32 protein-coding genes are annotated in these 25,185 nt (G+C 54.1%); 13 read left to right on the forward strand and 19 right to left on the reverse strand.

The annotated features are described in order from the left end of the window. Positions 1–20 precede the first annotated feature (20 nt). The 4 genes from rpoH to FCS97_RS01560 all read left to right on the forward strand — a co-directional run bounded on the left by rpoH (position 21) and on the right by FCS97_RS01560 (position 3,175). The gene (gene rpoH / locus FCS97_RS01545) at positions 21–947 is read left to right on the forward strand and encodes an RNA polymerase sigma factor RpoH (protein WP_171035124.1); all 927 of its coding nucleotides are present in this window, start codon (positions 21–23) and stop codon (positions 945–947) included. Positions 948–1,020: 73 nt separating this feature from the next. After that, on the forward strand, positions 1,021–1,698 hold the full coding sequence (locus FCS97_RS01550) for a glutathione S-transferase (RefSeq protein WP_138517748.1): 678 nt from the start codon (positions 1,021–1,023) through the stop codon (positions 1,696–1,698). Positions 1,699–1,703: 5 nt separating this feature from the next. Beyond that, positions 1,704–2,420 (forward strand): FecR family protein, encoded by a 717-nt coding sequence (locus FCS97_RS01555; RefSeq protein ID WP_138515980.1) that lies wholly within the window; start codon positions 1,704–1,706, stop codon positions 2,418–2,420. A gap of 119 nt (positions 2,421–2,539) precedes the next feature. After that, positions 2,540–3,175: a hypothetical protein gene (locus tag FCS97_RS01560; protein WP_138515982.1), complete on the forward strand. Its 636-nt coding sequence runs from the start codon at positions 2,540–2,542 to the stop codon at positions 3,173–3,175. Here FCS97_RS01560 and FCS97_RS01565 read toward each other — a convergent pair whose 3' ends face one another. From FCS97_RS01565 to FCS97_RS01585, 5 genes are read right to left on the reverse strand one after another with little or no spacing between them, the layout of a single operon-like run. Next, positions 3,176–3,787 (reverse strand): SCO family protein, encoded by a 612-nt coding sequence (locus tag FCS97_RS01565; RefSeq protein WP_138515983.1) that lies wholly within the window; start codon positions 3,785–3,787, stop codon positions 3,176–3,178. It lies immediately after the preceding gene. 5 nt (positions 3,788–3,792) lie between these two features. Beyond that, positions 3,793–4,707, reverse strand: coding sequence for a heme o synthase (gene cyoE / locus FCS97_RS01570; protein WP_281283826.1), 915 nt, complete (start codon positions 4,705–4,707; stop codon positions 3,793–3,795). Positions 4,708–4,716: 9 nt separating this feature from the next. Beyond that, positions 4,717–5,724, reverse strand: coding sequence for a COX15/CtaA family protein (locus FCS97_RS01575; RefSeq protein WP_138515986.1), 1,008 nt, complete (start codon positions 5,722–5,724; stop codon positions 4,717–4,719). A gap of 15 nt (positions 5,725–5,739) precedes the next feature. Next, the gene (locus tag FCS97_RS01580; RefSeq protein WP_138515988.1) at positions 5,740–6,345 is read right to left on the reverse strand and encodes an SCO family protein; all 606 of its coding nucleotides are present in this window, start codon (positions 6,343–6,345) and stop codon (positions 5,740–5,742) included. Next, the gene (locus tag FCS97_RS01585; protein ID WP_138515990.1) at positions 6,342–7,157 is read right to left on the reverse strand and encodes an SURF1 family protein; all 816 of its coding nucleotides are present in this window, start codon (positions 7,155–7,157) and stop codon (positions 6,342–6,344) included. The genes FCS97_RS01580 and FCS97_RS01585 overlap by 4 nt, the downstream gene beginning before the upstream one ends. 53 nt (positions 7,158–7,210) lie before the next feature. On the opposite strand from FCS97_RS01585, the gene FCS97_RS01590 reads away from it, so the two are divergent. Further along, positions 7,211–7,411, forward strand: coding sequence for a twin transmembrane helix small protein (locus FCS97_RS01590; protein ID WP_008247552.1), 201 nt, complete (start codon positions 7,211–7,213; stop codon positions 7,409–7,411). Between the two features lie 86 nt (positions 7,412–7,497). On the opposite strand, the gene FCS97_RS01595 is transcribed toward FCS97_RS01590, so the two are convergent. The 8 genes from FCS97_RS01595 to FCS97_RS01625 form a co-directional block, all read right to left on the reverse strand. Further along, complete coding sequence (locus tag FCS97_RS01595; RefSeq protein ID WP_138515992.1) at positions 7,498–8,352, reverse strand: cytochrome c oxidase subunit 3; 855 nt, start codon at positions 8,350–8,352, stop codon at positions 7,498–7,500. 63 nt (positions 8,353–8,415) lie between these two features. Beyond that, positions 8,416–8,646: a DUF2970 domain-containing protein gene (locus FCS97_RS01600; RefSeq protein WP_138515994.1), complete on the reverse strand. Its 231-nt coding sequence runs from the start codon at positions 8,644–8,646 to the stop codon at positions 8,416–8,418. Next, entirely contained in the window at positions 8,646–9,212 is a 567-nt protein-coding gene (locus tag FCS97_RS01605) for a cytochrome c oxidase assembly protein (RefSeq protein ID WP_138515996.1), read from the reverse strand. The genes FCS97_RS01600 and FCS97_RS01605 overlap by 1 nt, the downstream gene beginning before the upstream one ends. A gap of 32 nt (positions 9,213–9,244) precedes the next feature. Then, the gene (locus FCS97_RS16510) at positions 9,245–9,382 is read right to left on the reverse strand and encodes a cytochrome oxidase small assembly protein (protein ID WP_171035125.1); all 138 of its coding nucleotides are present in this window, start codon (positions 9,380–9,382) and stop codon (positions 9,245–9,247) included. 113 nt (positions 9,383–9,495) lie between these two features. Then, on the reverse strand, positions 9,496–11,100 hold the full coding sequence (ctaD, locus tag FCS97_RS01610; RefSeq protein ID WP_138515998.1) for a cytochrome c oxidase subunit I: 1,605 nt from the start codon (positions 11,098–11,100) through the stop codon (positions 9,496–9,498). 22 nt (positions 11,101–11,122) lie between these two features. Continuing rightward, complete coding sequence (gene coxB / locus FCS97_RS01615) at positions 11,123–12,298, reverse strand: cytochrome c oxidase subunit II (protein ID WP_138515999.1); 1,176 nt, start codon at positions 12,296–12,298, stop codon at positions 11,123–11,125. Positions 12,299–12,347: 49 nt separating this feature from the next. Next, positions 12,348–12,863, reverse strand: a complete 516-nt coding sequence (locus FCS97_RS01620; RefSeq protein ID WP_138516001.1) for a DUF2244 domain-containing protein — start codon at positions 12,861–12,863, stop codon at positions 12,348–12,350. A gap of 179 nt (positions 12,864–13,042) precedes the next feature. Continuing rightward, positions 13,043–13,969 carry a methyltransferase domain-containing protein gene (locus FCS97_RS01625; protein WP_138516003.1) on the reverse strand — a complete coding sequence of 309 codons (927 nt, stop codon included), beginning with the start codon at positions 13,967–13,969 and terminating at the stop codon, positions 13,043–13,045. A gap of 46 nt (positions 13,970–14,015) precedes the next feature. Here FCS97_RS01625 and FCS97_RS01630 point away from each other — a divergent pair, with 46 nt between their 5' ends. Together FCS97_RS01630 and trmL are read left to right on the forward strand one after the other, a co-directional pair. After that, positions 14,016–14,741: a ComF family protein gene (locus FCS97_RS01630; RefSeq protein WP_138516005.1), complete on the forward strand. Its 726-nt coding sequence runs from the start codon at positions 14,016–14,018 to the stop codon at positions 14,739–14,741. Next, a complete protein-coding gene (gene trmL / locus FCS97_RS01635; RefSeq protein WP_138516007.1) occupies positions 14,738–15,208 on the forward strand; it encodes a tRNA (uridine(34)/cytosine(34)/5-carboxymethylaminomethyluridine(34)-2'-O)-methyltransferase TrmL in 471 nt (156 codons plus the stop codon). The genes FCS97_RS01630 and trmL overlap by 4 nt, the downstream gene beginning before the upstream one ends. A 633-nt stretch (positions 15,209–15,841) precedes the next feature. Here trmL and FCS97_RS01640 read toward each other — a convergent pair. From FCS97_RS01640 to FCS97_RS01655, 4 genes are read right to left on the reverse strand one after another with little or no spacing between them, the layout of a single operon-like run. Beyond that, positions 15,842–16,855, reverse strand: coding sequence for an NAD(P)H-dependent glycerol-3-phosphate dehydrogenase (locus FCS97_RS01640; RefSeq protein WP_138516009.1), 1,014 nt, complete (start codon positions 16,853–16,855; stop codon positions 15,842–15,844). 12 nt (positions 16,856–16,867) lie between these two features. Then, on the reverse strand, positions 16,868–17,347 hold the full coding sequence (gene secB / locus FCS97_RS01645) for a protein-export chaperone SecB (RefSeq protein ID WP_138516011.1): 480 nt from the start codon (positions 17,345–17,347) through the stop codon (positions 16,868–16,870). Between the two features lie 43 nt (positions 17,348–17,390). Continuing rightward, complete coding sequence (grxC, locus tag FCS97_RS01650; RefSeq protein ID WP_138516013.1) at positions 17,391–17,666, reverse strand: glutaredoxin 3; 276 nt, start codon at positions 17,664–17,666, stop codon at positions 17,391–17,393. Between the two features lie 42 nt (positions 17,667–17,708). Further along, positions 17,709–18,191 carry a rhodanese-like domain-containing protein gene (locus FCS97_RS01655; RefSeq protein WP_138516015.1) on the reverse strand — a complete coding sequence of 161 codons (483 nt, stop codon included), beginning with the start codon at positions 18,189–18,191 and terminating at the stop codon, positions 17,709–17,711. A 105-nt stretch (positions 18,192–18,296) separates the two neighbouring features. On the opposite strand from FCS97_RS01655, the gene gpmA reads away from it, so the two are divergent. Genes gpmA through FCS97_RS01675 form a run of 4 tightly spaced genes read left to right on the forward strand, consistent with a single transcriptional unit; the run spans position 18,297 to position 22,509 of the window. Then, positions 18,297–19,043, forward strand: coding sequence for a 2,3-diphosphoglycerate-dependent phosphoglycerate mutase (gpmA, locus tag FCS97_RS01660; protein WP_138516017.1), 747 nt, complete (start codon positions 18,297–18,299; stop codon positions 19,041–19,043). Positions 19,044–19,049: 6 nt separating this feature from the next. Next, a complete protein-coding gene (locus tag FCS97_RS01665) occupies positions 19,050–20,333 on the forward strand; it encodes a murein hydrolase activator EnvC family protein (RefSeq protein WP_138516019.1) in 1,284 nt (427 codons plus the stop codon). A 2-nt stretch (positions 20,334–20,335) separates the two neighbouring features. Continuing rightward, positions 20,336–21,724, forward strand: a complete 1,389-nt coding sequence (locus FCS97_RS01670; RefSeq protein WP_425460739.1) for a S41 family peptidase — start codon at positions 20,336–20,338, stop codon at positions 21,722–21,724. A 38-nt stretch (positions 21,725–21,762) separates the two neighbouring features. Then, positions 21,763–22,509: a HesA/MoeB/ThiF family protein gene (locus tag FCS97_RS01675; protein ID WP_138517750.1), complete on the forward strand. Its 747-nt coding sequence runs from the start codon at positions 21,763–21,765 to the stop codon at positions 22,507–22,509. Here the strand turns inward: FCS97_RS01675 and FCS97_RS01680 are convergent. Next, entirely contained in the window at positions 22,506–23,198 is a 693-nt protein-coding gene (locus tag FCS97_RS01680) for an HAD family hydrolase (protein WP_138516023.1), read from the reverse strand. The two genes, FCS97_RS01675 and FCS97_RS01680, sit on opposite strands and share 4 nt — an antisense overlap. 5 nt (positions 23,199–23,203) lie before the next feature. Between FCS97_RS01680 and FCS97_RS01685 the strand changes: the two genes are divergently transcribed. After that, entirely contained in the window at positions 23,204–23,674 is a 471-nt protein-coding gene (locus tag FCS97_RS01685; protein WP_138516025.1) for a D-Ala-D-Ala carboxypeptidase family metallohydrolase, read from the forward strand. After that, positions 23,671–24,444, forward strand: a complete 774-nt coding sequence (locus FCS97_RS01690; protein ID WP_171035127.1) for a DUF3108 domain-containing protein — start codon at positions 23,671–23,673, stop codon at positions 24,442–24,444. The genes FCS97_RS01685 and FCS97_RS01690 overlap by 4 nt, the downstream gene beginning before the upstream one ends. Here the strand turns inward: FCS97_RS01690 and FCS97_RS01695 are convergent. After that, the gene (locus tag FCS97_RS01695; protein ID WP_138516029.1) at positions 24,441–24,926 is read right to left on the reverse strand and encodes a type II secretion system protein N; all 486 of its coding nucleotides are present in this window, start codon (positions 24,924–24,926) and stop codon (positions 24,441–24,443) included. The genes FCS97_RS01690 and FCS97_RS01695 overlap by 4 nt on opposite strands. Between the last annotated feature and the right edge of the window lie 259 nt (positions 24,927–25,185).

A 25,185-nucleotide genomic window follows, 5' to 3' on the forward strand; every position in this document is an offset into this window, starting at 1 on the left:
ATTCGGAGAACACCGCAATCATGACCACTGCATTAACTCTTGCTAACACCCGCGCCGCTGGCAGCAGCCTTGCCGTGCGCGACCCATGGGCGCTGGTGGCCCGTGGTCCGCTTGGCAATCTGGATGCTTACATTTCCGCCACCCACCAAATTCCAATGCTCTCGCAAGAAGAAGAAGTGGAGCTGGGCGAACGCCTGCAACGCGACAACGACCTGGAAGCTGCCCGCCGCTTGGTACTTAGCCACCTGCGCTTGGTGGTTGCCGTGGCGCGCCAGTACCTGGGCTATGGTTTGCCCCACGCCGACCTGATTCAGGAAGGCAATATTGGCCTGATGAAAGCCGTGAAGCGATTTGACCCAACGCGCGGCGTGCGCTTGGTCAGCTTTGCGCTGCACTGGATCAAGGCTGAAATTCACGAATACATTATCCGCAATTGGCGCATGGTGAAAATGATCACCACCAAGGCGCACCGCAAGCTGTTTTTCAACCTGAACAGCTTCAAGAAATACGGCCAAACCCTGTCACCTGACCAAATTAGTGAGGTGGCCAGCGAGTTGAACGTACGCCCGGAAGACGTCTACGACATGGAACGCCGGATGGCAGGCCATGAATTCAGCCTGGACCCTGTGGTGGATGCGGACAGCGAGGAAAACAGCTACAACCCTGTGCGTTATTTGGCTGCCGAGGGTGCCGAGCCCACCGAAGTGCTGGAAGGCGCCAACATGGAGCGCCTGCACAGCGAGGGGCTTGACCAGGCTTTGGCCAGCCTGGATGAACGCAGCCAGCGTATTATTGCCAGCCGCTGGTTGGCTGGTGACAATGCAAAAACCCTGCACGACCTTGCCGCCGAGTTGGGTGTATCGGCCGAGCGGGTGCGTCAAATTGAAACCCAGGCCATGAAAAAAATGAAAACCGCTTTGTTGAAATACGAACACGGCGAGGTTTAAAACAAAGCCGTAATCATTTCGGGTGAAAACTGACCTACACTAAGGGCTTGGCAACAAGCCCTTTTTTATGACCATGATCGAAGTACACCACCTGGAACACTCACGCTCGCAACGAATTATCTGGTTGCTTGAAGAACTTGGCCTTCCCTACAAAGTAACCCGCTACGCGCGTGACGCCAAAACTTACCTGGCCCCGCCCGAATTGCTGAAAATTCACCCCTTGGGGAAATCGCCTGTGATTACCGATGGCGACATTACCGTGGCCGAAAGCGGTGCCATTGTGGAATACCTGATCGACAAGGCGGGTGGCAAGTTTCGCCCGGCAGCAGGCACCCAGGCCCACCGCGACTACACCTACTGGATGCACTTTGCTGAGGGCACCGCCATGCCACCTTTGGTGATGACGCTGGTGTTCAACAAAATTGAAAACGCACCTGTGCCTGCCCTGCTCAAACCCATCGTACTGCCGATCGCGCGCGGTATTTCCAAGCAGGTGAAAAGCGGCTTCATCAACCCCAACCTTGAAAAGCAGTTCGCTTACATTGAAAGCGTGCTGAACAAGAATGAATGGTTTTGCGGCAGCGAGATCACCGGTGCTGACTTCATGATGAGCTTCCCCTTGGAGGCAGCCATGAGCCGCGCAGACAGCATTAATAAAATGCCGAAAATTGCAGCGTATGTAAAACGTATTCACGCCATGCCCAGCTTTAAAAAAGCACTTGAAGTAGGTGGCCCCTACAATTACGCTTAGCACTTATGAACGCAGCAAGCACCCAAGTTGAACAGCAAGCAAAAATTAGCCAGGTCAGCGGCAATGTGCAGTTGATACGGGATGGCTTTTTTCTGCCTGCCCAGGCTGGCCTGGTTTTGTTGCCGGGCGACCGCGTGGTGAGCGACCCGGCAGGCAAAGCCGTGATCGAGTTCACCGGTGTGAAAGATGCGTTGATTATTGAAAACGGTGCAGCAGCCACCTTCAATTTAGAAGTGGTTGAGATGGACCAGGCACCACAGTGGATCGCCACCGACCTGTACGGCCAAGGCGTGTATTTCGAAAGCCAGCAAGCTGACACCACAGCAGACAGCGACGACACACCCGACCTTTTCGGCCTGTTTGGCACGGGTGCCGAGGGCGGTGACTCAACAGGCTACCCAGTACTGGAAAGCCTGGTGTTTTTGGGTGCAACCGCGGCAATTTACAGCGACAACGAAGACAACAACTCAAGCACCACAGACACCACCAGCACCAATGAATCGGGCAATGGCAACAACCCTGGCACCAGCAACCCACCGCCCACCACAAACCCGGAGCCAGGCCCCGAGCCTGAGCCTGCAGCTGGTCCACTCGATGCCGTATTAAGCCCGGTCACCGATGCGCTGGATGGCTTGCTTTCTACCTTGGGAGCCCCCTCCCCACTCGGAAGCCTGGCCGCCCCAACCCAAGCCAACCTTGCAAATACGCCACCTGCTGAATAAGACACAAGCTCTGTTCTGCACAACGGAATAAGCTTTGTGCATAGAACTATGCACAGCGAGAATATGTTTATTCACTGAATAAGATAGGAGATCATTCAGGCAGCACAGGACGTGTTTTTATGAGTAACGGCAGAAGCTTTGAAATTGACTTTGCAGAGGCGAAATCAATTGTCGATGCAAACACACCACGCGAATTCAGCCCAACTTCCAGTTTCCAGCTTTCTTCCTTTTATGGCTTTACATCACCAGCAGGTGTTGAAAGGGCAAGCGGACCATGTGCGCTTGGTGCCATTCTTCATCATCATCAAATTGGCTGGAACCATGTTCCCAAGGACCGACACGGCCATCCACTGAACGACCCCTTCATTCAGGAAATCATGCGCTGGGCCGAATGCCCGAATTTGCTGAGTGGCAGCATGGGCAGCTCGCCCACTCGACTGCTGAAGGCTTTAAGAAAGGCAGGACTGAATGCAAACTGGTATGCAGGCAATGGCGCATCAGCCACAATCAATTTAATACGGGAAGAGTTATTCGAGGGCAGACCAGTGATCGCCTTGGTCAACCATGGACCCGAAGGCGAACCACTGTTGCTGGAATGGGAAGTGGTGTTCAGCATGGAAGGCAACACCGTGACCACAAAACAGGCTGAAGGGCCACACCCCGACAAACAACGCTCGGTAAGCGAGTTCAAAAAGCAACTGACCATGAACCTGCCACAACTGAGCTGCAGCGTGATCACGGCCAGAAAGGATTAATTATTTGCCGTCGAGTATTTGCGCAACGTCGCTTACCACGGGGGCAGAATCGGCATTGTGGCGCACCAGCAAACGAGCACGGCCTTGCTGGTCAAACACATAACTGGCCGAGGTGTGGTCCATCAAGTAGTTCTCAGGCGTACTGCCCTCGACTTTGCCGGCAAACACCCGCAGGCCAGCCAGCAAAGGCTTCAACTCCTCGGAGGATTCCGCAGTGAGCGCATCGAAAGAAGGGTCAAACTGGGGAACATATTTCTTCAGCAATTCAGGGGTGTCGCGCTCGGGGTCAACTGACACAAACAGCACCTGCAAGTTGTCGCCCTTCTCGCCTAACTTGGCTTTCACCTCGCTCCATTGCTGCATGGTAATTGGGCACACATCGGGGCAATGGGTGTAGCCGAAGAACATGGCCACCACCTTGCCCTTGTAGCTTTCCATGGTTCGCTCGGTGCCCGACAAGTCTTTCAACTTGAAGTTGGCCACCAGGGACGAACCCGTGATGTCTGTGTTGGTAAAACTGGCGGGACCCATGTTGCAAGCGGTCAAAAGCGCCACCGCGCCGACAACCCACCACGTTTTCAACTGCTGGAACTGCTTGAATACACTGCGCATACTGCTTACACCGTTACATAGTGATCGACCAACAAGGCCGCGAACAAAAACGCCAGGTAGGCGATGGAATACGTGAACGCCTTTTTCGCCAAGGCGTCGCTGTAGTTTTTCCAGATTCTGTAACCGTAGCCAATGAAAATTGCATTCAGCACGATGGCACTGATCAGGTAGATCAAACCGCTCATTTTCATGGCGAAGGGAATCAGCGTGGTGGCTGCCAACATGATGGTGTACAGAAACACATGGAACTGCGTGAAGGCGGCGCCATGGGTTACAGGCAACATGGGCAGGCCGGCCCGGGCGTATTCTTGCGTGCGGTACAGTGCCAGTGCCCAGAAATGCGGCGGAGTCCACACAAAAATAATCAGGAACAACACTAGCGCTTCAGCCGATACGCTGTTGGTGACCGCAGCCCAACCCAGCACCGGCGGCATGGCACCGGAAGCGCCACCAATCACGATGTTTTGGGGGGTATTGGGTTTCAGCAGCAAGGTGTAAATAATGGCGTAGCCCACGAAGGTGGCCAAGGTCAGCCACATGGTCAGCGGGTTCACGAACACATACAAAATCCACACACCCACACCACCAACCATGCTGGAGAAGACCAGCGTTTGGACGGAATTCAATTCACCACGCGGCAAGGGCCTGGCCCGCGTGCGGGCCATTTTTGCATCAATTTGTTGTTCAACCAGGCAATTAAAAGCCGCTGCTGCACCGGCCACCAACCAGATACCCAAAGTACCGGCAATCAACACCTGCGCATTGGGCAAACTGGGCGTTGCCAAAAACATGCCAATGACGGCACAAAACACGATCAAGGCCACCACGCGTGGCTTGGTCAATGTCCAGTACTGTTTGGCCACGTGAGAAAAACCACTCATGGTTTTGGCTTTGTCTGCTTTGGGTGGAGCTGATGGCATTGTTGGGCCTTATGAAATTCGATGGCGATTGCCCGCAACCCGATAGTTTACCAAGATCAGGGTGACCAGCAATAGCGCCGCGCCCCCATTGTGCGCCACGGCCAACCACAAAGGCAATTGAAACACCACGTTACCAATGCCCATGGCAATTTGCAAAGCCAGCACCGCCACCAGTTTAATGGCCAACGGTTTGGTGCCAGGGTTACGCCACAGCGCAAAGGCGAGGAAGCCCAAAATGCCAGTGACTACCAAGGCGCCAATGCGGTGAATAAAGTGAATCGCGGTGAGCGAGGCCACGTTCAGAATTTCGCCCTCGGGTGTTTCACCCAAATGGCGAACGATGTGAAATGCATCCTTGAATTCCATGTGTGGCCAGAAGCTGCCTTGGCAGGTCGGGAAGTCCGTACACACCACAGCAGCGTAGTTGGTGCTTACCCAGCCACCCAGAATAATTTGCGCGGCTACAGCCACGAAACCCACGCGCGCCAGCAAGCGCAAGCCGCCCATGTCGCGTGGCGGGGCCACGGTGCGCGCCGGGCTGGTTTGGCGCAACCACAACCAGGTCAGCATGCCCAGAATGGTCATGCCACCGATCAAATGCCCGGTCACAATAGCGGGCTTGAGCAACATGGTCACGGTCCAAGCACCAAAGGCACCTTGCAAACACACTGCAAAAAACAGCCAGGTGGCCAAAGCCGGGGACTGCTTCAGTTCAGCCCGTTTTTTCCAGGCCATCACCATGATGCCGATAATCAACAAGCCCAGAAATGTTGCCACGTAGCGGTGCGCCATTTCTTTCCAGGCTTTGGGCATGGAAACCGGGCCGTGCGTACCCCCTTGAATTTCCACTGCCTGCGCGATTTCCTCGGCGGCGTGCGTGGGGGTTAACTTGCCGTAGCAGCCGGGCCAGTCGGGGCAACCCAAACCTGCATCGGTCAAGCGCACAAAAGCGCCCAACATGATCAACAGGAAGGTAAGTACGGTGGTGAATGCGACCAAACGCTTGTAACTGCTCATGATGCTGCTCTCGAATTAACCAATATTGGATGCCCACAACAGGCGGCTTACGTCTTTGCGAAACTTGTCAAACTGCAAGGTGTTGTTGGGCGGAAAACGCATCATCACATGGCCCAAAGGGTCAGCAACGAACACGTGGTCGCGAACCGTGCCAATGTCGGCACTGCCTTTGCTGCCCACAATGCCCTGCTCCAGTGGCAACCAGCTTTTCAATTGATCTTCACTGGCGCGCACAAAATGCACGTCTGGAAACTGGCGCAACAACAAGGTTTCAAGGGGACCGTCATCGGTGACAAACACCACACGCTCGATGCGCCCCTGTTCCTTGCCCTTGGATGCGCGGGCCTGACGCTGGAAGTACATCGTGTTCTGGCACACTTCATCACAACTGCTGTTGATGACCTGGATTAGCACCCACTTGTCGGCCACCTGCTTCATGGTGAAATCGTCGCCATTGATGTTCTTGAATACATCGGTTGACACATCCACCTGCGGATCCAGAATGGTGCCGTAGTTGTTGGTGCCCTCGGGCTTGTCGAAAAAGTACAAATAGAAAGCCGCCGCAATGGGCAAAGCACAGGTCAGGAACACCAAAATGATGGTGATTCGGCCTTTGTTCATTGTTTGTTTCCCTTGTAAAACTCGCGATACACAAAAAATAGGGTCAGCAAAACCAACACCGCCGACATGCTAAACCATTGAAAAGCGTAACCCTTGTGCTTGGCCACTTGTTCCTGCAAAGGCACAGGCAGGTGATAAAAACCGCCGACCTTGCTGGCTTGTGACTGCTGCCCGGCAGTTTGTGCTACAGGCTGTTGGGTTACAACAAAATTACTCACCGCTTCACCGGCGTGTTTCTCAAATTCATTCGCACTAAAATTTGACCACACTTCAAAACCATTGCTTTGGGTCATCACAATGTCCTCTGTGCCGCCCAGGGCAATACCCCGTAACTCAGCAGACTGGGCAAAACGCGGCAAAATAGTCCCTTGCAATTCAAACAGTCCGCCAGCCTGGGCAGCCTCCGAAGGCATCTCGGGCGCAAGGCGTGGTTCAGCCGGGTTGCGAAGCAACAAGCCACGATCCACAGGAATCAGAAAACTTTCTCCCTCGGGCCTGAACCCCTGCACCACTTGTACTGCGGGCCTACCGTTAACCTGACGATTGTCTATATATATCAGGGCTTTGGCCTCGAACCTACCCTTCAATTCAATTTTCCGGTAGGACAAATTGTCCAAGTCCAATTGCGCACTGGCTGGAGACACAGGCTCGGCCGCCAATGCGCGCGCCTGCGCATCAAACAGGGTTTGTTTTTCCTGCGCTCGCCCTGTTTGCCATTGTCCCAAACTGAAGGTCAGCCACACCAAAGTAGCCCCGATCAACAGGGTGAAGGTAAGCTTGACTTTGCCGGGTGTTCTCACTGCTTTAACCATGACATACTTCCACTTGTGTGCTGTACACGGTTAGTTTTAAAAAGGTTTTCACCATGAAGTTGATCATTGGCCTGGCGTTCCTGGGCATATTGGCAAGCTTGGGTTCGGCGTTTTTCTTTCTCATGAAAGACAAAAGCAAATCCAGCCGCACTGTAAACGCCTTAACCATGCGCATCGGTTTGTCCATCGCGCTGTTTCTATTGATTCTGTTTGCCTGGTACATGGGCTGGATAGAGTCAACAGGCATTCGATAAGTTCAAAATCCAAAAAAAAGCCACCGGAGTTTTCCAGTGGCTTTTTTCATTGCGTGTTTTACAGCCTGCCGGGAAAGCTCCCGGTGTTACAGCCAGTAAACCACCACGTACAAGCCCAACCAAACCACATCCACGAAGTGCCAATACCAGGCTGCCGCTTCAAAAGCGAAATGGTTCTGCGGCGTGAAGTGGCCCTTGATGCAACGAATCATGATGAAGAACAGCATGATGGCACCGATGGTCACGTGGAAGCCGTGGAAGCCGGTCAACATAAAGAAGGTTGAACCGAAAATACCGGAAGTCAGCTTCAGGTTCAGGTCGCGATAAGCGTGAATGTATTCATACGCCTGGAAGCCCATGAAGATAGCGCCCAACAACACGGTCAGCGCCAAGCCCCAAATCAACTGTGAACGCTTGTTGGCGATCAGCGCGTGGTGCGCCCAGGTCAGGGTCAGGCCTGAGGTGAGCAGCAAAGCGGTGTTGATGGTTGGAATTGGCCAGGGGCCCATAGTTTGAAATGCATCCACTGTGCCGGCGGGGCCAGTGTTGGGCCAATTGGCGGTGAAGTCGGGCCACAGGAAGGCCTTGTTGTCGATGTCGCCAAGCCAAGGCAGCGCAATTTGACGGGCATAAAACAAAGCGCCGAAAAATGCGGCAAAGAACATGACTTCAGAGAAAATGAACCAGCCCATGGACCAGCGGAAGGAGACGTCAACGCGGGCGCTGTACTGACCACTTTCGGATTCACCAACCACGTGCTTGAACCAGCCGGTGAGCACATAGATGAGAATTGCCATGCTGAGTGCAAACAGGTAAGGGCCAGATGCGGCGCCGTTTACCCACTGGGACATGCCCAGTACAAAAAAGAACATGGCCACTGCGCCAAGCACAGGCCACTGGGACAAGCCGGGCACAAAGTAATATGGTGCATTCGCACGCATGGTGGTTTCTCCTATTTCTCTAATTTAGATGCTTCAATATTGCCTCAGCGGGTTCCGTACGGCTTAAGCGGAACTCACCACAAAATTCACCAGTAGCAGCAGTCCGATCACAAAACCGGCTGCGGCCAGCAGGCCCACAATGATCACGTGGACCGGATTCAACTTCTGCATGTCTTCGGAGTGGCTTTTGCCCCTGCGAACACCAAAAAACGACCACAACACCGCCGACAGCGTTTGCAGAAAAGTGGCCTTGCTCGCTTTACGCGATGCGGCCTCTTTGATGTCTTCCGACATTACTCTGCTGCCATGGCTGTAGCACCGGCCACTTCAAAAAACGTATAGCTCAATGTGATGGTGTGTACGTCTTGCGGCAACTTGGGGTTGATCACAAACACCACCGGAAATTCTTTGGTTTCACCCGACTTGAAAGGCTGCTGTTTGAAGCAGAAACATTCCAGCTTGGTGAAGTGCTCAGCAGCCTTGCTGGGCAAATAACTGGGTATTGCCTGACCTGCCGTGTCGTTGGGCAGGTTGTTATAAACCACATAATTCATGGTGACCAATTCACCGGGGTGGACCATCATTCGATTGGTCTCGGGCTTGAACTGAAACTTGCCCCGCTCGTTGGCATCAAAAATCACTTCAATGCTTCGGCTTTTGTCCACCTGGGTGTTCTTGACAATTTCTTCCGCATTCTTGGTTTGAGGCGTCAATACGTTGATCCCGGTAATTTCGCAAATTGCCTTGTAAATGGGCACCAATGCGTAACCAAAGGCAAACATGGCCACAACAATCACCACAAGACGCACAACCATTTGTTTGTGCAAACCGCTTGTTTTTTGACTATTTCCTTGTGCCATGCTGCATTACCTCTACTGCTGATTCAACAAAACTAATTCACCAAACTCAAAATGCTGGGCTCCATCACCTTTCGGACCAGGATGCCGATGAAAAACACGGCGGCCACCGAGAGCAGAATTAAACCGGTACGCTTGTTCTGCTTGGCTTTCTCTTTCTCTTCAGGTGTCACTTTTACTTCCTTACTGAACCAATTCGTTGTGTGAAAAAGCCTCCGTGCGGAAGCCTTTTTACACAACGCAGGGTTGGAAAAAACCAACCCCCCGTTGTTAACCGCGCAGCGAATTACTTCACTGTGGGTGGATCTTCAAAAGTGTGGAACGGTGCTGGTGATGGAACAGTCCACTCCAGGCCTTCCGCGCCTTCCCATGGCTTTGCAGGCGCTGGCTCACCTTTCTGGAACAGCCAGGCTTGCAACACGCACCACAGGAAAATCAGCTGAGACAAACCAAACCAGAACGCACCAACAGTGGCAAGGGCATGGAAGTCAGTGAACTGAGTGGCGTAATCGGCGTAGCGACGTGGCATACCGGCCAGGCCCAGGAAGTGCATTGGGAAGAAGGTGACGTTGAAACTGATCAGCGATGACCAGAAGTGCCACTTGCCCAATGTTTCGCTGTACATGCGGCCAGACCACTTGGGCAACCAGTAGTAGGTACCCGCAAACAAGGCAAACAATGAACCCGCGACCAACACATAGTGGAAGTGGGCGACCACGTAATAGGTGTCTTGCAGCTGAATATCAACCGGGGCTACGGCCAGAATAAGACCGGTGAAACCACCCATGGTGAACACGAAAATGAAGCCCACAGCAAACAGCATTGGGGTTTCGAAGGTCATTGAGCCGCGCCACATGGTGGCCAGCCAGTTAAACACCTTCACGCCAGTGGGCACTGCGATCAGCATGGTTGCATACATGAAGAACAACTGGCCTGTGACTGGCATGCCGGTTGTGAACATGTGGTGCGCCCACACGATGAAGGACAGAATCGCGATGGACGCTGTGGCGTACACCATGGAGCTGTAACCAAACAGTGTTTTACGCGCGAAGGTAGGCACGATGTGGCTGATGATGCCGAAAGCCGGCAAGATCATGATGTACACCTCAGGGTGACCAAAGAACCAGAAAATGTGCTGGTACATCACGGGGTCGCCGCCGCCGGCCGCGTTGAAGAATGACGTGCCGAAGTGGCGGTCAGTCAACACCATGGTGATGGCACCGGCCAACACGGGCATTACAGCAATTAGCAGGTAAGCAGTGATCAGCCAGGTCCAGGCAAACATTGGCATCTTCATCAAGGTCATGCCGGGAGCGCGCATGTTCAGGATGGTGGTGATAATGTTGATGGAACCCATGATTGATGAGGCACCCAGAATGTGCATCGCGAAAATGGCGGCATCCATGCCAGGGCCCATTTGTACGGACAACGGTGCGTACAGGGTCCAGCCAGCAGCGGTGGCGCCACCGGGCATGAAGAATGAAGCGGTCAGAATGATCGCAGCGGGCACCATCAGCCAGAAGCTGAAGTTGTTCATGCGGGCAAAAGCCATGTCAGAACAGCCGATTTGCAGCGGAATCATCCAGTTGGCAAAACCCACGAAAGCAGGCATGACCGCACCAAACACCATAATCAGACCGTGCATGGTGGTGAGCTGGTTAAAGAACTCGGGCTGAACCAGTTGCAAGCCGGGTGCAAACAGTTCTGCACGCAGCATCAGGGCCAACACGCCGCCTTCAAGCAGCATGATGAACGAGAAAATCAGGTACATGGTACCGATGTCTTTGTGGTTGGTTGCGTACAACCAACGACGCCAGCCATGCGGATGGTCGTGCGCGTGGTCATGGTCGTGACCATGGCCGTGGGTTAAATCTGCCGCGGTAGTGCTCATTTAATAAATCTCCTAAGCAATATTAACGTGCAGCCGTAACAGCACTTGGCTGAACAACCGGGTCGGTACCTGTGCCAGCATTGGCCCAAGCGTTTCGTGTGTATGTGATTACTGAAGCAATTTCAACATCGCTCAACTGCTTCCACGCTGGCATGCCAGCGCCCTTGCCGTTCAGCAGAATGTCGATTTGACCTGCTTGTGGGCCAACCACGGAAGGTGCAGCGACCAGCGAAGGGAATGCGCCAGGAATGCCTTCACCGGAGGCTTGGTGACAAGCTGCACAGTTGGCGTTGTAGACCTGCTCGCCACGGGCAACCATGTCTTCTTTGGTCCATTCCTTGGTGGGGTCATCCTGCTTGGCTTTCATTTCTTCCAGCTTGGCTTGAACCCACTTGGAGTAGTTTTCCTCGGACATCACTTCAACAACGATGGGCATGTAGGCGTGGTCTTTGCCGCACAGTTCTGCGCACTGGCCGCGGTAAATGCCTTCTTGCTCGGCCTTGAACCAGGTGTCACGCACGAAACCAGGAATTGCATCTTGCTTCACGCCGAAGGCGGGAATCATCCAGGCGTGAATGACGTCGTTGGCTGTAGTTACCACGCGAACCTTCTTGTTCACCGGCACCACAACATGGTTGTCCACTTCCATCAAATAATTTTCGCCACGGGCAACGGCCTGACCTTGATGGTCGTCGATTTGATCGCGCGGGGTAGACAGGGTGGACAGGAATGAAATGCCTTCGCCCTCACCTGCCAGGTATTCATAGCCCCATTTCCACTGATAGCCAGTGGCCTTGATGGTGAGGTCGGCATTCGAGGTGTCTTTCATGGCCACCACGGTTTTGGTGGCTGGCAGCGCCATGCCGATCACGATCAGGAAAGGCACGATGGTCCATGCAATTTCAACTTTCACGCTTTCGTGGAAAGAAGCAGGCTTTGCGCCTTTTGACTTGCGGTGGGCATAGATTGAGTAAAACATCACGCCAAACACGGCAACGAAAATGACCAGACAGATCACCAGCATCAACGTGTGCAAATCATAGATTTGACGCGCAATTTCGGTAACCGGTTCGGCGAGGTTGTACTGCACGGGTTGCCCAGAAACATTCTCGGCAAACGCTGCACCTCCGAAGGATGTCATCGCAATTGCTGCAGCCGATGCCACTGCTTTGCGAATACCCAAGGACGACTTCAACATGGCGATCCTCAATCTCAAAAAAAATATCAAACTGGTGGAAGCCACATGCCTATACCGCACATGCAGCCCTGGCCAACGCTGCTTTTAATTCCCGGTGCAACGCCGACTTGTCTTTCTCGGCAATAAACTTGCCTATTTTTACTTGTTGGCCCCTGTGGCTGAACAACAGCGGCGCTTTGTATTTTCCGTTATAGCTCAATTTGGCCCATTGGGGAGACCATTCAAGCTGGGTCAATTTGGTGCCATCGGCCATGACCAGGGTTAGCTGGTTTGGCTGAAGTTCGATCATTTCGTAATCGGCCGCATGCCTCGCATAGATTACAAATGCCGTGCCCACCAACAACAGTTCAAGTCCGGCAAAAGGCAAAACGATCCAGAAACCTGCCAGCAAAAAACCAGTGGCAATCACCAGGGTGATTACACACAAGCTTAAATACCACTGCAAAAGCTGCCTGGGACTGAGCGAACAATTGCGCCGGAATACCCACTTACTACTTTGCGGCTCCGCCTGTGGCGCGCCGTGTGGTGTGTTAGCTGAACTTGAATTTTCTGGAATCATGCCCATTTACCTCTCAGAGAGCAGTCATTCAGACCCAATGCACACCCAAAAGAGTGCATTAAAACCTTCGAATTATAGGCTCAAGGCTCTAAAGCAAGCAATAAGACAGGTGCAATCCAAGCCTGATTTCCCAGAAATAAGTTAAAAACAATGCGCTACATTTGAAAATGCTGCGCAGCAACATGCTATTTCAAACCTTTGCGCCCTTTGATGTCTGAAATTTTGACGGTCGCAATGTCGGTTTTGGTTTTTCTTTCGACCTTCCAGGCGTGTCCGTAAACCAGCTCGAGTGTGAGCGGAATACGCCCCGTTTCAGGATTGCGCAATGCTTCAAGTTGACAGGTGGCCACAGCCAGCTGTCGCGGTGTTTTCAAACCTTTTTGACGTGATTCCAGGTGGTTGCCGCACAGCGCGCGCCAGTCTTCAAGCAATTTGGCGGGCGAGCTGTAGGTCAGCGTCAACTTTTCCATTTCCATGACTGGGTCTGAGAAGCCTTGCTTGCTCATCAGGTCGCCAAGGTCGTGCATGTCTGCAAAATCAGGAAAGGGCTCGCCCAGCGTTTGGGCAAGCCCTTGCAATTCGCGGGCGGTGTCGGGCCCGAAACAACTGAAAAACACACCACCCTCGGGCTTTAACACCCGCAGCCATTCAGCCATGTATTGGCCGGGGTCGGCAACTGCGTGCAACCACAATGGCGACCAGACCATGGCCTGGCTTTCAGTGCTTACAGGCAGGGGCGCATTGATTGGCAGTGCAATGGCCGAAGAGGGCTTGGGTGCCCCCCTGCCGGGCCACAGCTTGGCCAGAAAGGAGGCTGCCGCCTGATCAATCTGCGCCACGGGCAAAGTAACCGCCTTGGGTGCAAACACAGCCAGTTCACGCCCGGCAAACAGGGTTTTTACATTCGGCAAGGCCCCGGGGTGTAACCAGCCTTGATGCACTACACCTCCCTCGACCGGGCGCATGATTTGCGCACGGTTCACCATGCGCTGGTTGACCTCTTCAAGGATGAACGGCAACGGTTTTGCAATGCGCCGCGACCATTGGTGCGCCAAAGCGGTGTTTGATCGAGAAATTTTCCAGAACTGCGAGGACATTGTGCGGCTAGCCATTTCAGCAAAAAGGTGGTGCTTTCTATTCTATAGAACTTGCCAGAGTATGGGCGCCGCCATGGTGCCGGGGCGCTGCATGGCCTGCCAAACGCCTTTGCACAAGCAAACCCATGGTTTTGGAAGTTTTGTGTGCACGAATTGCCAAGCAATGATTGACCACCTTGAGACCGTGCGCTGCAAACGGTGTGCACTGACCCTTGGGCCAAGATTGCAGGCATTTGGATGGACGCATTGCAGACACTGCAAACCGGCGGTTGAGAATTCCACACCAGCGCCTTTGGAGTGCGTGGTGTGCAGCGATTACGTGGCGCCGTTTGATCAATGGATTGCCCTGCTGAAGTACGGCAACAACCACGGCATGGCGAGGTTTCTGGGCTACTGGCTGGGCAGCAGAGTGATGGAATCGGGCATGGCGTTGCCGGATGTGCTGGTGCCTGTGCCGGTGAGCCCGGACAAATTAAAGCAGCGCGGCTATAATCAAGCCGCTTTGATTGCCCGGCATTTGGGCAGGCATATTGATCGACCCGTGCGCAATGACTGGCTGATTAAAACCCAGGAACTGGGAGCACAGGCGGCTTTGGGCCGGGAAGAGCGACTGCAAAATTTGCAAGGCGCCTTCAGGGCAACGCGTTGCATTCCCAAGAACATTCGGATTGGCCTGGTGGATGATGTAATTACCACGGGGGCCACCATTCAAAGCTGCGAGGCGGCCCTTCGCAAGGCAGGCGCTGAAACAATTCTAACCATGGCAGTGTGCAGGACCCCAGAATGATTAATGTGGTATTGGTTGAACCGGAGATTCCGCCCAACACGGGCAATGTCATTCGCTTGTGTGCGAATACAGGCGTGCAATTGCACTTGGTTGAACCTTTGGGCTTTCCGTTGGAAGACGCGCGCATGCGCCGCGCCGGGCTGGACTATCACGAGTTTGCCGACATGCTGGTACACCCAAGCTGGCAGGCATTTCTTGATCGCTGCCAACCCGACCCGCAACGCTGTTTTGCAATGACCACCAAGGGCAAAAGCTCACCCTTCGATGTGAAGTTTCAAACCGGTGATTACTTGATGTTTGGCAGTGAAACCCGCGGCCTTTCGGAGGATGTGCGCAACTGGTTTGCACGTGAAAACTGGCTGCGTTTACCGATGCGCCCGGAAAGCCGGTCGTTGAACCTGTCCAATTCAGTGGCGGTGATGGTGTATGAAGCGTGGCGGCAGCTGGGGTTTGAAGGCGGAAGCTAAGCGTTTTTGCTCGCTGCGGGTTAGATGCCCGATCGGCTTGGGTTCCGCTTTCTCGACCGTTCGTTAACTGCCCGATCGGCTTGTGTTCCACTTTCTCGACCGCTCGTTAACAGCCCGATCGGCTTGTGTTCCGATCTCTCGCCTGAAAACCTGTACTTCCCTTTTTGAGATTCACCCTGACTCACCTCGCTCGGCAAAAGGGCGGGCCGAGTCTCGGTGCCGGCCTTTGGCCGACCGTGGCGGGTGAATTCAAACGGGCAGGTTTTCTTGAAGGCGAGGCGATCGAAACACCGCCGCCGATTGGGCTACAGACCCAGCCGACGGTGACGCTGAGCTGAACTTGCAAGTGGTCGCGCACGGCAGGTTTAAGCCAACTCGGCAGTGGGATTGCTTGGGACGCACTTCAAGAAAACCGCCCCGTTTGAGTTTATTTGAAGCGTTCGGCGCGAAGCCGACACCGAGACTCGGCCCGCCCTTTTGCCGAGCGAGGTGAGCAAGAATAAAGTCAAAAAGGGATCAAGCGGTTTTCAGTGCGGCACGAGTAACCCACGCCGAGTAGGCGAGAAACCAGCAGCGAACAAGCAACAAGTCAGCAAAAAACCGCAGTGGTCACCCTTCAAGTTCAGCGCGCAATCACGCTGAATCTTCAGACCTGGCCTCGCGCGACAGCAAACGCATCACGCCCTCACCCGGACTTAAGCCCTCAAACAAAACAGCATTGACCGCCGCAGTAATTGGCATGTCAACACCCAAGCTGGCAGCAAGTTGCTTGACCACAGGCGCACATTTCACACCCTCGGCCACTTGCCCCAATTCTTTGAGAATGGTGTCCAAACACTTGCCTTGAGCCAACAACAAACCGACGCGCCGGTTGCGGGACAGATCGCCAGTGCAGGTAAGAATGAGGTCGCCAAAACCGGATAGACCATTCAAGGTTTCAGCCTGCGCGCCCAAAGCCACCCCCAGGCGCTTGATTTCAGCCATACCCCGAGTAATGAGCGCAGCCCGGGCATTCAGCCCCAGTTGCATGCCATCGCAAATGCCGGTAGCCACCGCCATGATGTTTTTTACAGCACCGCCCACTTCAGCGCCGACCAGATCGTCAAGCTCGTATACCCGCAAGGCGGCATGGTGTGCAGCACGCACCATAGCTTGGCGGGTGGGCTCGTCAGCACTGGCGGCAGTGAGTGCGCAGGGCAGGCCACGTGCCACTTCGGCAGCAAAGGAAGGGCCTGTGAGCGCACCGCCATAGGGCTTGCCCAACACTTCCTCAATGACTTGGTGCGGCATCAGGCCAGTACCTACCTCAAAACCCTTGCACAGCCACACCAAAGGCGGCCATTGCTCAAAGGGCGCTATTTCAAGCAATTGCAACAGTGTTTGGCGCAGTGCGCCCATGGGCGTACCTAACACCCAAAGTGCATCAGCTTGCCCAAGCGCATGCCGGGCAGCCACCGAAAAATCGGGTTGCACTTTCAGTGTGGGAGAAAGTTTGATTCCCGCCAGGTAACGCGGATTTTCACGCTGGCTGGCAATGGATTGCAGCACAGCGGTATCGCGCCCCCACAACACCACATCATGCGCAAACGACGTGTGGGCAGCCACTGCGGTGCCCCATGCCCCCGCACCGAACACGGTGATGTTCATGCGCGCCACCGATTAGGCTGTGGTGATGATGCCGGAACCGTTTTGCTTGGCAGCCTGTTCTTGGGCTGCGGCCAAACGTTGCTGGTAAAACTGCTCGAAATTAATGTCGGACAAATGCACGGGTGGGAAGCCTGTGCGGGTAATGAGGTCGGCCACGTTGGCACGCAGGTAGGGGTAGATCATGTTGGGACACAAAATGCCCAACAGGGGATCAAACTGTTCTTCAGGCACATTCGAAATTTCGAAAATACCAGCCTGTTTGCACTCGACCAGGAAAGCCACTTTGTCGTCGATTTTGGCGGTCACAGTGACGGTCACTTCAGACTCGAAAATGTTTTCGGCCAAGCGTTGCGCACCTACGTCCACAGCCACTTCAATTTTGGGCGGGTTTTTCTCGAGGAAAATTTGGGGCGCATTGGGTAGCTCCAAGGACGCGTCCTTGATGTACACGCGCTGCATTTGAAACACTGCTTCTGAATTCTGTTCGGCCATTTGCTGGCTCCTATGGATTGAATGAATAGGGTATGAAATGAAATTAGCCGGGTTGCCCCAGCAGTGGCAAGAGCTTACCAGCGCGATCCAGGTCGAACAGGTCGTCACAGCCGCCCACATGTGTGCTGCCAATGTAAATTTGCGGCACGGTTCGGCGGCCGGTTTCAGCCATCATTTTTTCTTTCTGGGATGGATCAAGATCGACCCGGATTTTCTCGATGTTCTGAACACCACGCTCGTTTAGCAGGCGTTCGGCACGCACACAAAATGGGCACACTGCGCTGGTGTACATACGAACCGGGGCTTGACTATTGCTCATGTGTATTCCTTGACTACTGTGATTCTACAACTTGGCTTGCTTTTACTTGGCAACCTGCTTGGTGGCCTTGGGTGTTTTGGCTTTGGGCGCGGCATCTGCTGCGGCTTCTTGTCCCTTTTTAACCGGCAAGCCAGCTTCTTTCCAGGCATTGATGCCGCCGTCAAGCACAAACACATCGGTGTAACCAGCTGCTTTCAACACGGTGGCTGCTGCACCTGAACGCGCGCCGGTTTGACACAACACGATCAAGGGGGTTTCCTTGGTTTTGGCCAAGGTACCGGCCTTTTCTTTCAGGTCTTTGATGGCCATGCGCTTTGAGTTGGGTACCGAGCCCGAGTTTTTGACGAAATCATCGTCGCGAATGTCAACCAGCACTGCCTTTTTTTGGTTAATCAGCAAGGTGGCTTGGGGCACGGTGACGCGAGTGCCGCCACCTTTGGTCAACACTGGCCAAATCAACATGAGGCCAGAACCAACGGCCAAGGCGATGAGCCAACTGTTTTGAATCAGAAATTCCTGCGACATAAATCCTGCAATGAGTGGGTCTTGATGGATTGGTCATTATATCCCCTTGAATCGAGGCTAAAATGGAGGTTTGCCTAATTAGACAGCAACTTAAAGGCCACAAACATGTACAAACTCGTATTGATGCGCCATGGCGAAAGCCAATGGAACCTGGAAAACCGCTTTACCGGCTGGGCCGATGTCGACCTGACCGAGAAAGGCCGCGACGAAGCCCGCAAGGCAGGCGACCTGCTGAAAGCCGAGGGCTACAGCTTCGATGTGGCTTACACCTCTGTGTTGAAGCGCGCCATTCGTACCCTGTGGATTGCCCTGGATCAAATGGACCAAATGTGGCTGCCCGTGGTGCATGCATGGCGCCTGAACGAGCGCCATTACGGCGACCTGCAAGGCTTGAACAAATCAGAAACCGCAGCGAAGTTTGGCGAGGAGCAAGTGCTGATTTGGCGACGTGCGTACGCGATTGCGCCCAACCCATTGAAAGTGGACGACCCTCGTTTTGCGGGCAAAGACCCCCGCTACGCCAAACTCAAGCCCGAAGAAATTCCGCTGACCGAGTGCCTGAAAGACACTGTGGACCGAGTAATTCCCCTGTGGAAAGAAGGCATTGCGCCCGCCATCAAGGCTGGCAAGAAAGTGCTGATTGCAGCCCACGGCAATTCATTGCGCGCCCTGATCAAGTACCTGGACAACCTGAGCGAAGAAGACATTTTGCAGGTGAACATTCCGACCGCACGCCCATTGGTATACGAACTGGATGAGAACCTGAAGCCGATTCGCAGCTACTACCTGGGCGACCAGGCCGAAATTGAAGCGGCCATGGCTGCCGTGAAAAACCAGGGAAAGGCCAAGTAAACACAGGTGCGTAACTATTCCAAGTTGATTCGTTGTACACAGGGTGGGCTTTGCGCTGTATTGGCCGTGCTCACCCTGAGCGCCACTGAACCTGCCCGGGCGCAAAGCAATGTGCGCGACCCGGCCGGCGTAAAACAAGAGCGCGACGAAGTGCGCCGAAAACTGGATGCATTGAAAAAACAAATCAATGAAACCAGTGGCGAGAAAAAACAGGCTGCGAAAGCACTTGGCTTGCTTGAGCAACGGCTGGAGAAAACCCAGAACCGCCTGAAGGCACTGGACCAAGACAGGGATGCCCTGGAAACGGACATCAAGAAACTGAGCCAGGAAGAGGCCCAACTTCAGAAAGACCTGGAGAGCACCCAGGCGCGTTTGGCGGAGGTAATGCGCAACCAGTACCGCCGGGTCGAAGTGAACCCGACACAGGCATGGCTGGCGGGTAAGTCGGCCAGCGAAGCTGCGCGCGAAAGCTATTGGTATGAACGAATTTCAGCGGCCGAGCGTGATTTGGCTGCGCAACAGGCTGCGCAAGCCCGTGAATTAGAATCCATTCGGCTGGGCCTGGAGAAAAAGCAGGAACGGCTTGACAACACCATTGCCGACCAGAACAAAAGCCAGCGGGAATTGGTGGCGCAGCGCGAAGAGCGCAACCAGCTGATCGCCGACTTGAACTCGAAACTGAAAAACCAGGAACTTGAACGAAAGCGCCTGCAAAGGGATGAGGCACGGCTAAGCAATGTGATTACCGAGCTGGCCCGCGCCATTGAGGAGGCCAAGCGCAAACAGGCCCTGGCTGCGCAACAGCAAAGCCAAGGCGGCAAAACGCCCGGCAAGGCGCCCAGCAAACCGGAATATTCCTCCCCGCCCCCCATGCCCAGTACGGGTGAGTTTGCGAAACTGAAGGGGCGCCTGGTGCTGCCTGTGCAAGGCACGGTGTCAGGGCAATTCGGGCAAACACGGTCAAAAGACGGGCAAGGTCCTTCCTGGAAGGGTATTTTTATCGCCACTGAGGCCGGACAAGGGGTTCGAGCGGTTGCAGCCGGGCGGGTGGTGTTCTCGGAATGGCTGCGCGGATTCGGCGAAATCGTGATCATTGACCATGGCGACCAATTTTTGAGCGTTTATGGCAACAATGGTAAATTAATGAAAAGATCAGGGGATTCCGTGAAAGCGGGTGACACCATTGCTGAAACTGGCAACAGCAGTGGTAATCTTGATACAGGTTTATATTTTGAACTAAGGCATCAGGGACAACCCTTCGATCCTGTTTCGTGGACCAAAGGTCGGTAGGCATTATGCGTCAAAAATTGCGTCAAATCAGTTTGGTATCCGTCGGTGTAGTGGCCGGCGTGTTGGTCAGCGTAGGAATCAGTGCAGTGGCCCAACGGCAACAGCCTGAGGCCTTGCCCTTGAGTGAGCTGCGCCAGTTCACTGAGGTATTTGGCGCAATCAAGAGTTTTTACGTGGAACCCGTGGGCGACGACAAGCTGTTCAATGGTGCCATCAGTGGCATGGTGGCCAATCTGGACCCCCATTCCAGTTACCTGGATGCTGAAGCATTCAAAGAACTGCGCGTGGGCACGCAAGGCGAATTTGGTGGCCTGGGTATTGAAGTGGGCACCGAAGATGGCTTCGTTAAGGTTATTTCACCGATTGAGGACACCCCTGCCGCCAAAGCCGGCGTGAAAGCGGGCGACCTGATTGTGAAAATCGATGACAAACCCACCAAAGGCATGAGTTTGTCGGATGCTGTCAACCTGATGCGCGGCAAACCAAAAACTGAAATTCGCCTGACCTTGCTGCGCAAGGACGTGGAAAAACCCATTGAAGTGAAGATTATTCGCGATGTCATTCGTGTGCAAAGCGTGAAATCCAAGATGCTGGACGATGCCATTGGTTACGTTCGCATTACCCAGTTTCAGGAACACACGGGCGAGTACCTGGTGAAAGCCATCAACACCCTGCAAGCCAAAACACCCATGAAGGGCTTGGTGCTTGACCTGCGCAATGACCCAGGTGGCTTGCTGAACGCAGCCGTTGGCGTGAGCGCCGCATTTTTGCCGCAAAACACCTTGGTGGTGTCCACGGATGGTCGCACTGAAGACAGCCAGCGCAAATTGGTGGCCGGGCCTGAAGATTACCTGCGCGGTCGCGAAAAAGACTACTTGAAAGAGTTGAGCCCAATCGCCAAAACCGTACCCATGATTGTGGTGGTGAACGGTGGCTCGGCATCTGCCTCGGAAATTGTGGCAGGTGCCCTGCAAGACCACGGCCGTGCCAAAGTACTGGGCACACAAACATTTGGCAAGGGCTCGGTTCAAACCATTTTGCCGCTGAACAACAACACAGCGATCAAATTGACAACGGCCCGCTACTACACACCAAAAGGCAGAAGCATTCAGGCCAAAGGCATTGAGCCGGATTACATCGTGACTGAAACGCCTGAGGGTGACATTGTTGAACGTGTTCGTGAGGCTGACTTGACTCGCCACCTGAGCAATGAAAAAGGCGAAGAAACGCCCAGCGAAAAGAAGGCTGACAACAACAAGAACGCGGACATGAAGCCGATTGTGTTTGGCGAGAAAGACGACTACCAATTGCAACAGGCCTTGAATTACCTGAAAGGCAAGCCTGTGGTGCAAAACCGCAAGCCTGCACAAACAGCCAAATCAAGCAAGTAAGCGGCCCCGCAAACAGCTTGAGCATGGAACTGCGAGACTTGAATGACGAGGAGTTGCTGCGCTACTCCCGTCATATTCTTCTGGATGAAATTGGCATTGAAGGCCAGTCGCGCATTGCCAGTGCCAAGGTGCTGGTGGTGGGCGCGGGCGGTTTGGGCTGCCCCAGTGCCTTGTACCTGGCCAGCGCGGGTGTGGGCACCATTTACATTGCCGACGACGACGAAGTAGACCTGACCAACCTGCAACGGCAGGTGCTGCACACCACAGCCCGTGTCGGCATGGCCAAGGTTGAATCTGCAAAAACCCAGCTGAATCAACTGAACCCCTGCAGCACCATTGTGCCGATTGCTCACCGCCTGGAAGGCGAGGAACTGGAACAGTTGGTTGCAGAAGTCGATTTGGTGCTGGACTGCTGCGACAACTTCAAGACCCGCCATGCGGTGAACCGCGCCTGTGTGAAGTTTGGCAAGCCCTTGGTATCGGGTGCGGCCATTCGGCTGGACGGTCAGCTTGCCGTGTTTGAACTGAATAACCCGGACGCACCTTGCTACCACTGCCTGTTCCCGGAAGGGGACGATGTTGCTGAAGTGCGCTGCGCCACCATGGGTGTGTTTGCACCCCTTACAGGAGTAATTGGCACCTTGCAAGCCAGTGAGGCACTAAAAATTTTGGCGGGCTTTGGTCAACCCATGTACAGCACGCTGCAAATTTACGATTCGCGCAGTTGTGAATTCACGAAAATGAAAATTCGCAAAGACCCCAAGTGCAGTGTGTGTAACACCTAAAATTTTGCGGTGCGTATGGCTTCGAACTGCCTTATGCGGTGTTTCACTTTGCCCGTGAGTTGCCTTGGCTTGAAACCCAGGCGGGGAAATGTGATCCAGCTGGTGTGAATGCCGTGCCGGGCCGCTTGCTCTAGGTGCCCAAAGGTGTCGTCTACCAGCAAAGCCCGCTTTCCCTTTAATTTGCTTTTCAAGTTTGGCCACAAAATATTGGTAGGCTTTGGCCGCCAGGTTTGATGCACTACCATGTCTTCAATTGCGATGACCGCGTGCAGGTGCCGGTACAAGCCCATTTCCTTGCACAAGGCCACGGCGTAAGCGCGAGGTGCATTGGTGAGCATAATGCGCAGGCCGGGTAGTTTGCCCAAGCGGTGCGGCACACTGCCGTGGCGAGAGCTGAGTTTTTTCAAGCCCTCGAAACGGTGGGTGCTGGCCAGAAAGTGATGCGGGTTGGTTTGGTGATGGCGCATCATGCCCAAGAGGGTTGCGCCATAACGAAGCCAGTATTGGGTGCGCAACTCGCTGGCCTGTTGATGGTCCAATTCAAGGTGCTCAGCCAGGTAGTGTGTCATTTGCCGGTTGATCTCGGGCAGAATGTGGGTGGATGCATGGTGCAGGGTGTTGTCTAGATCGAGCAAATACACTTTGCCAGACAAACCCGCATGGGGACGACGAATATAACGAATGCGCAAAACGAATGAACCTGAAGTTGAGTTTTCATCCTGAATTTTGTCAGGACACCTTGTGCCATTCTGACACCGCCCTGCGGTGCGGTCTAGACAACAGCTGCCCGCCAGAATTGCTGGACAACCTGAGCAGGCTGTCGGCCTTGCTGGGCGATATTCAAAGGTCCCTGAATATTCGCCCTGGTGCGTTAAAGATTAACAGTGGTTTCAGGGCAGAGGCCCTGAATGAAAAGGTGGGTGGCGTGCCCAACTCACAGCACTGTGCGGGGCTGGCAGCAGATGTGGTGTGCCCTGAATTTGGCAGCCCCGGTGAATTGGCTGCGGCGATTGCACAATTGCCATGTGAATTTGATCAACTGATTCTGGAGTTTGGCAAATGGGTGCATGTGTCTGCCGCCCCCATGGGCCAGGCTCCCCGGCGAGAATGCCTGAGCATTTTCAGCAAAGACGAAGGTTATCTGGAAGGTATTGTGAAGCGATGAATAAAACCAAAAAAACAATGTTCAAAATCGGTGCTGCTGCCCTGCTTTGCTTGGGCACCTCGGGAGCGGCTATGGCAGCCGATGCCACATGCAAGGGCATGGGCAAGCAAGTGATTGATTCAGACCTGCGGTTTTCACTGACGCACAGTCAAATTCCTGGCGAATTGGCGATCAGCACCCACAAAATTCGGGTGGCGGGCACACAGTACAAACTGGAGTCGACCTCACAGGCCAAAGGCTTCCTGGCGTTGCTGTATTCAGGGCAGCTGACCCAGAAAAGCGAGGGGCTTGTGGACCCGCAATTGGGCTTGACACCCCTTTATTATGCCGAGCAGCGCGGTAAAAAACCGGTGGCTGAAAGCATGCTGAATGCAGAAACCCAGCAAGTGATGTTCAAGCGCAATGGCGAATCTGCGCCTTATGAAAAAGGCCTGCAAGACCGTATCAGCATGATTTATCAGATTGCAGCCCGATTGCGCTGCAACGCTGACTTGAAAGCTGGCGACACTTTGCCCATGCGCGTGATGAGCACCGGGCGCGTGGCCAACGAGGTGTTTGTTTTAAAGAAAACAGAAGAATTGACCCTGGATTTGGGCAACGGCGAACGCAGGGTAAGCACGCTGCAATTTGAGACCAAGCCCGAAGAAGCTGGCGATGAGATTGTGCGCATTTGGTATGCCAAAGACTTGAACTGGCAACCCGCAAAAATTGAAATTCAGGATGCTGACGGCAAGGCCTTGACCCAAACCCTGATTGGCGCAGGTGCTTAGCCGTTGGCAGGCACGCGACGCAGTAAATTGGGGTCTGCTTCAAGAATGGGCAAATTGACCTGATGCCGCTGCCCACTGCGACGCATGACTGCGAAGGTTGGGCCTACTTCTTCCAGTGTCCAGCCGTTGGCCACTTCATCACCCACACGCCTCGACTGCGCTGGCTGCCCTTCAATTGACATCACCGCGGCCCCCTTGCCGTCGCTGTTGGCAAAAACACCCAACAAATTCACCGATGGCGGAGTAAGGCCACCGGCAGTTTCAACACCCATGAGCCGAGCTTCAGGCGACTGGTCAATTTGATAATTGGCCGAAGCCTGCGCAGGCATGGCCGGGGCCACCACAGGTGCGGGCGCAAACAATTTGATGAGCACCCACACAGCCAGGCCCACTGCACTTAGCCAAAGCGCCATGCGCAAGGCCTGGACCAGCCTTGGCGACAAGCTGAACTGGGCAACAGGGTTTTTCAGTGCAAGTTTCATGGGGCGTAGTGAAGTGACACGTTGGAAAGCATCATAACCCGCGAGAAGGGCCAGATTCAAAAAAAAACCGGACAACCCGCAAGGGTGACCGGTTTTTAAGCCATGCTTCAAGGGTTGTCGGCAACCTTGGTTGCCCACATCAGCAGTATGCGCATGCAAGAACACCTAAGAAAGACCCTATTTACGTGACAAGGGTAAAGGTTTTACCGATTACCCGAAAGCGGGGGGATTTTGTGCTGCGTGCAAGGGTGGTGCGAGC

Origin of the sequence: Limnobacter alexandrii (assembly GCF_005871185.1) — a bacterium.
GTDB classification, from domain to species: domain Bacteria; phylum Pseudomonadota; class Gammaproteobacteria; order Burkholderiales; family Burkholderiaceae_B; genus Limnobacter; species Limnobacter alexandrii.

Bases quoted from the DNA above. Each gene is read 5' to 3' on its own strand.
- rpoH (WP_171035124.1), top strand. From the start codon at position 21: ATGACCACTGCATTAACTCTTGCTAACACCCGCGCCGCTGGCAGCAGC.
- FCS97_RS01550 (WP_138517748.1), top strand. From the start codon at position 1,021: ATGATCGAAGTACACCACCTGGAACACTCACGCTCGCAACGAATTATC.
- FCS97_RS01555 (WP_138515980.1), top strand. From the start codon at position 1,704: ATGAACGCAGCAAGCACCCAAGTTGAACAGCAAGCAAAAATTAGCCAG.
- FCS97_RS01560 (WP_138515982.1), top strand. From the start codon at position 2,540: ATGAGTAACGGCAGAAGCTTTGAAATTGACTTTGCAGAGGCGAAATCA.
- FCS97_RS01565 (WP_138515983.1), bottom strand. From the start codon at position 3,787: ATGCGCAGTGTATTCAAGCAGTTCCAGCAGTTGAAAACGTGGTGGGTT.
- cyoE (WP_281283826.1), bottom strand. From the start codon at position 4,707: ATGCCATCAGCTCCACCCAAAGCAGACAAAGCCAAAACCATGAGTGGT.
- FCS97_RS01575 (WP_138515986.1), bottom strand. From the start codon at position 5,724: ATGAGCAGTTACAAGCGTTTGGTCGCATTCACCACCGTACTTACCTTC.
- FCS97_RS01580 (WP_138515988.1), bottom strand. From the start codon at position 6,345: ATGAACAAAGGCCGAATCACCATCATTTTGGTGTTCCTGACCTGTGCT.
- FCS97_RS01585 (WP_138515990.1), bottom strand. From the start codon at position 7,157: ATGGTTAAAGCAGTGAGAACACCCGGCAAAGTCAAGCTTACCTTCACC.
- FCS97_RS01590 (WP_008247552.1), top strand. From the start codon at position 7,211: ATGAAGTTGATCATTGGCCTGGCGTTCCTGGGCATATTGGCAAGCTTG.
- FCS97_RS01595 (WP_138515992.1), bottom strand. From the start codon at position 8,352: ATGCGTGCGAATGCACCATATTACTTTGTGCCCGGCTTGTCCCAGTGG.
- FCS97_RS01600 (WP_138515994.1), bottom strand. From the start codon at position 8,646: ATGTCGGAAGACATCAAAGAGGCCGCATCGCGTAAAGCGAGCAAGGCC.
- FCS97_RS01605 (WP_138515996.1), bottom strand. From the start codon at position 9,212: ATGGCACAAGGAAATAGTCAAAAAACAAGCGGTTTGCACAAACAAATG.
- ctaD (WP_138515998.1), bottom strand. From the start codon at position 11,100: ATGAGCACTACCGCGGCAGATTTAACCCACGGCCATGGTCACGACCAT.
- coxB (WP_138515999.1), bottom strand. From the start codon at position 12,298: ATGTTGAAGTCGTCCTTGGGTATTCGCAAAGCAGTGGCATCGGCTGCA.
- FCS97_RS01620 (WP_138516001.1), bottom strand. From the start codon at position 12,863: ATGGGCATGATTCCAGAAAATTCAAGTTCAGCTAACACACCACACGGC.
- FCS97_RS01625 (WP_138516003.1), bottom strand. From the start codon at position 13,969: ATGGCTAGCCGCACAATGTCCTCGCAGTTCTGGAAAATTTCTCGATCA.
- FCS97_RS01630 (WP_138516005.1), top strand. From the start codon at position 14,016: ATGGGCGCCGCCATGGTGCCGGGGCGCTGCATGGCCTGCCAAACGCCT.
- trmL (WP_138516007.1), top strand. From the start codon at position 14,738: ATGATTAATGTGGTATTGGTTGAACCGGAGATTCCGCCCAACACGGGC.
- FCS97_RS01640 (WP_138516009.1), bottom strand. From the start codon at position 16,855: ATGAACATCACCGTGTTCGGTGCGGGGGCATGGGGCACCGCAGTGGCT.
- secB (WP_138516011.1), bottom strand. From the start codon at position 17,347: ATGGCCGAACAGAATTCAGAAGCAGTGTTTCAAATGCAGCGCGTGTAC.
- grxC (WP_138516013.1), bottom strand. From the start codon at position 17,666: ATGAGCAATAGTCAAGCCCCGGTTCGTATGTACACCAGCGCAGTGTGC.
- FCS97_RS01655 (WP_138516015.1), bottom strand. From the start codon at position 18,191: ATGTCGCAGGAATTTCTGATTCAAAACAGTTGGCTCATCGCCTTGGCC.
- gpmA (WP_138516017.1), top strand. From the start codon at position 18,297: ATGTACAAACTCGTATTGATGCGCCATGGCGAAAGCCAATGGAACCTG.
- FCS97_RS01685 (WP_138516025.1), top strand. From the start codon at position 23,204: ATGAACCTGAAGTTGAGTTTTCATCCTGAATTTTGTCAGGACACCTTG.
- FCS97_RS01690 (WP_171035127.1), top strand. From the start codon at position 23,671: ATGAATAAAACCAAAAAAACAATGTTCAAAATCGGTGCTGCTGCCCTG.
- FCS97_RS01695 (WP_138516029.1), bottom strand. From the start codon at position 24,926: ATGAAACTTGCACTGAAAAACCCTGTTGCCCAGTTCAGCTTGTCGCCA.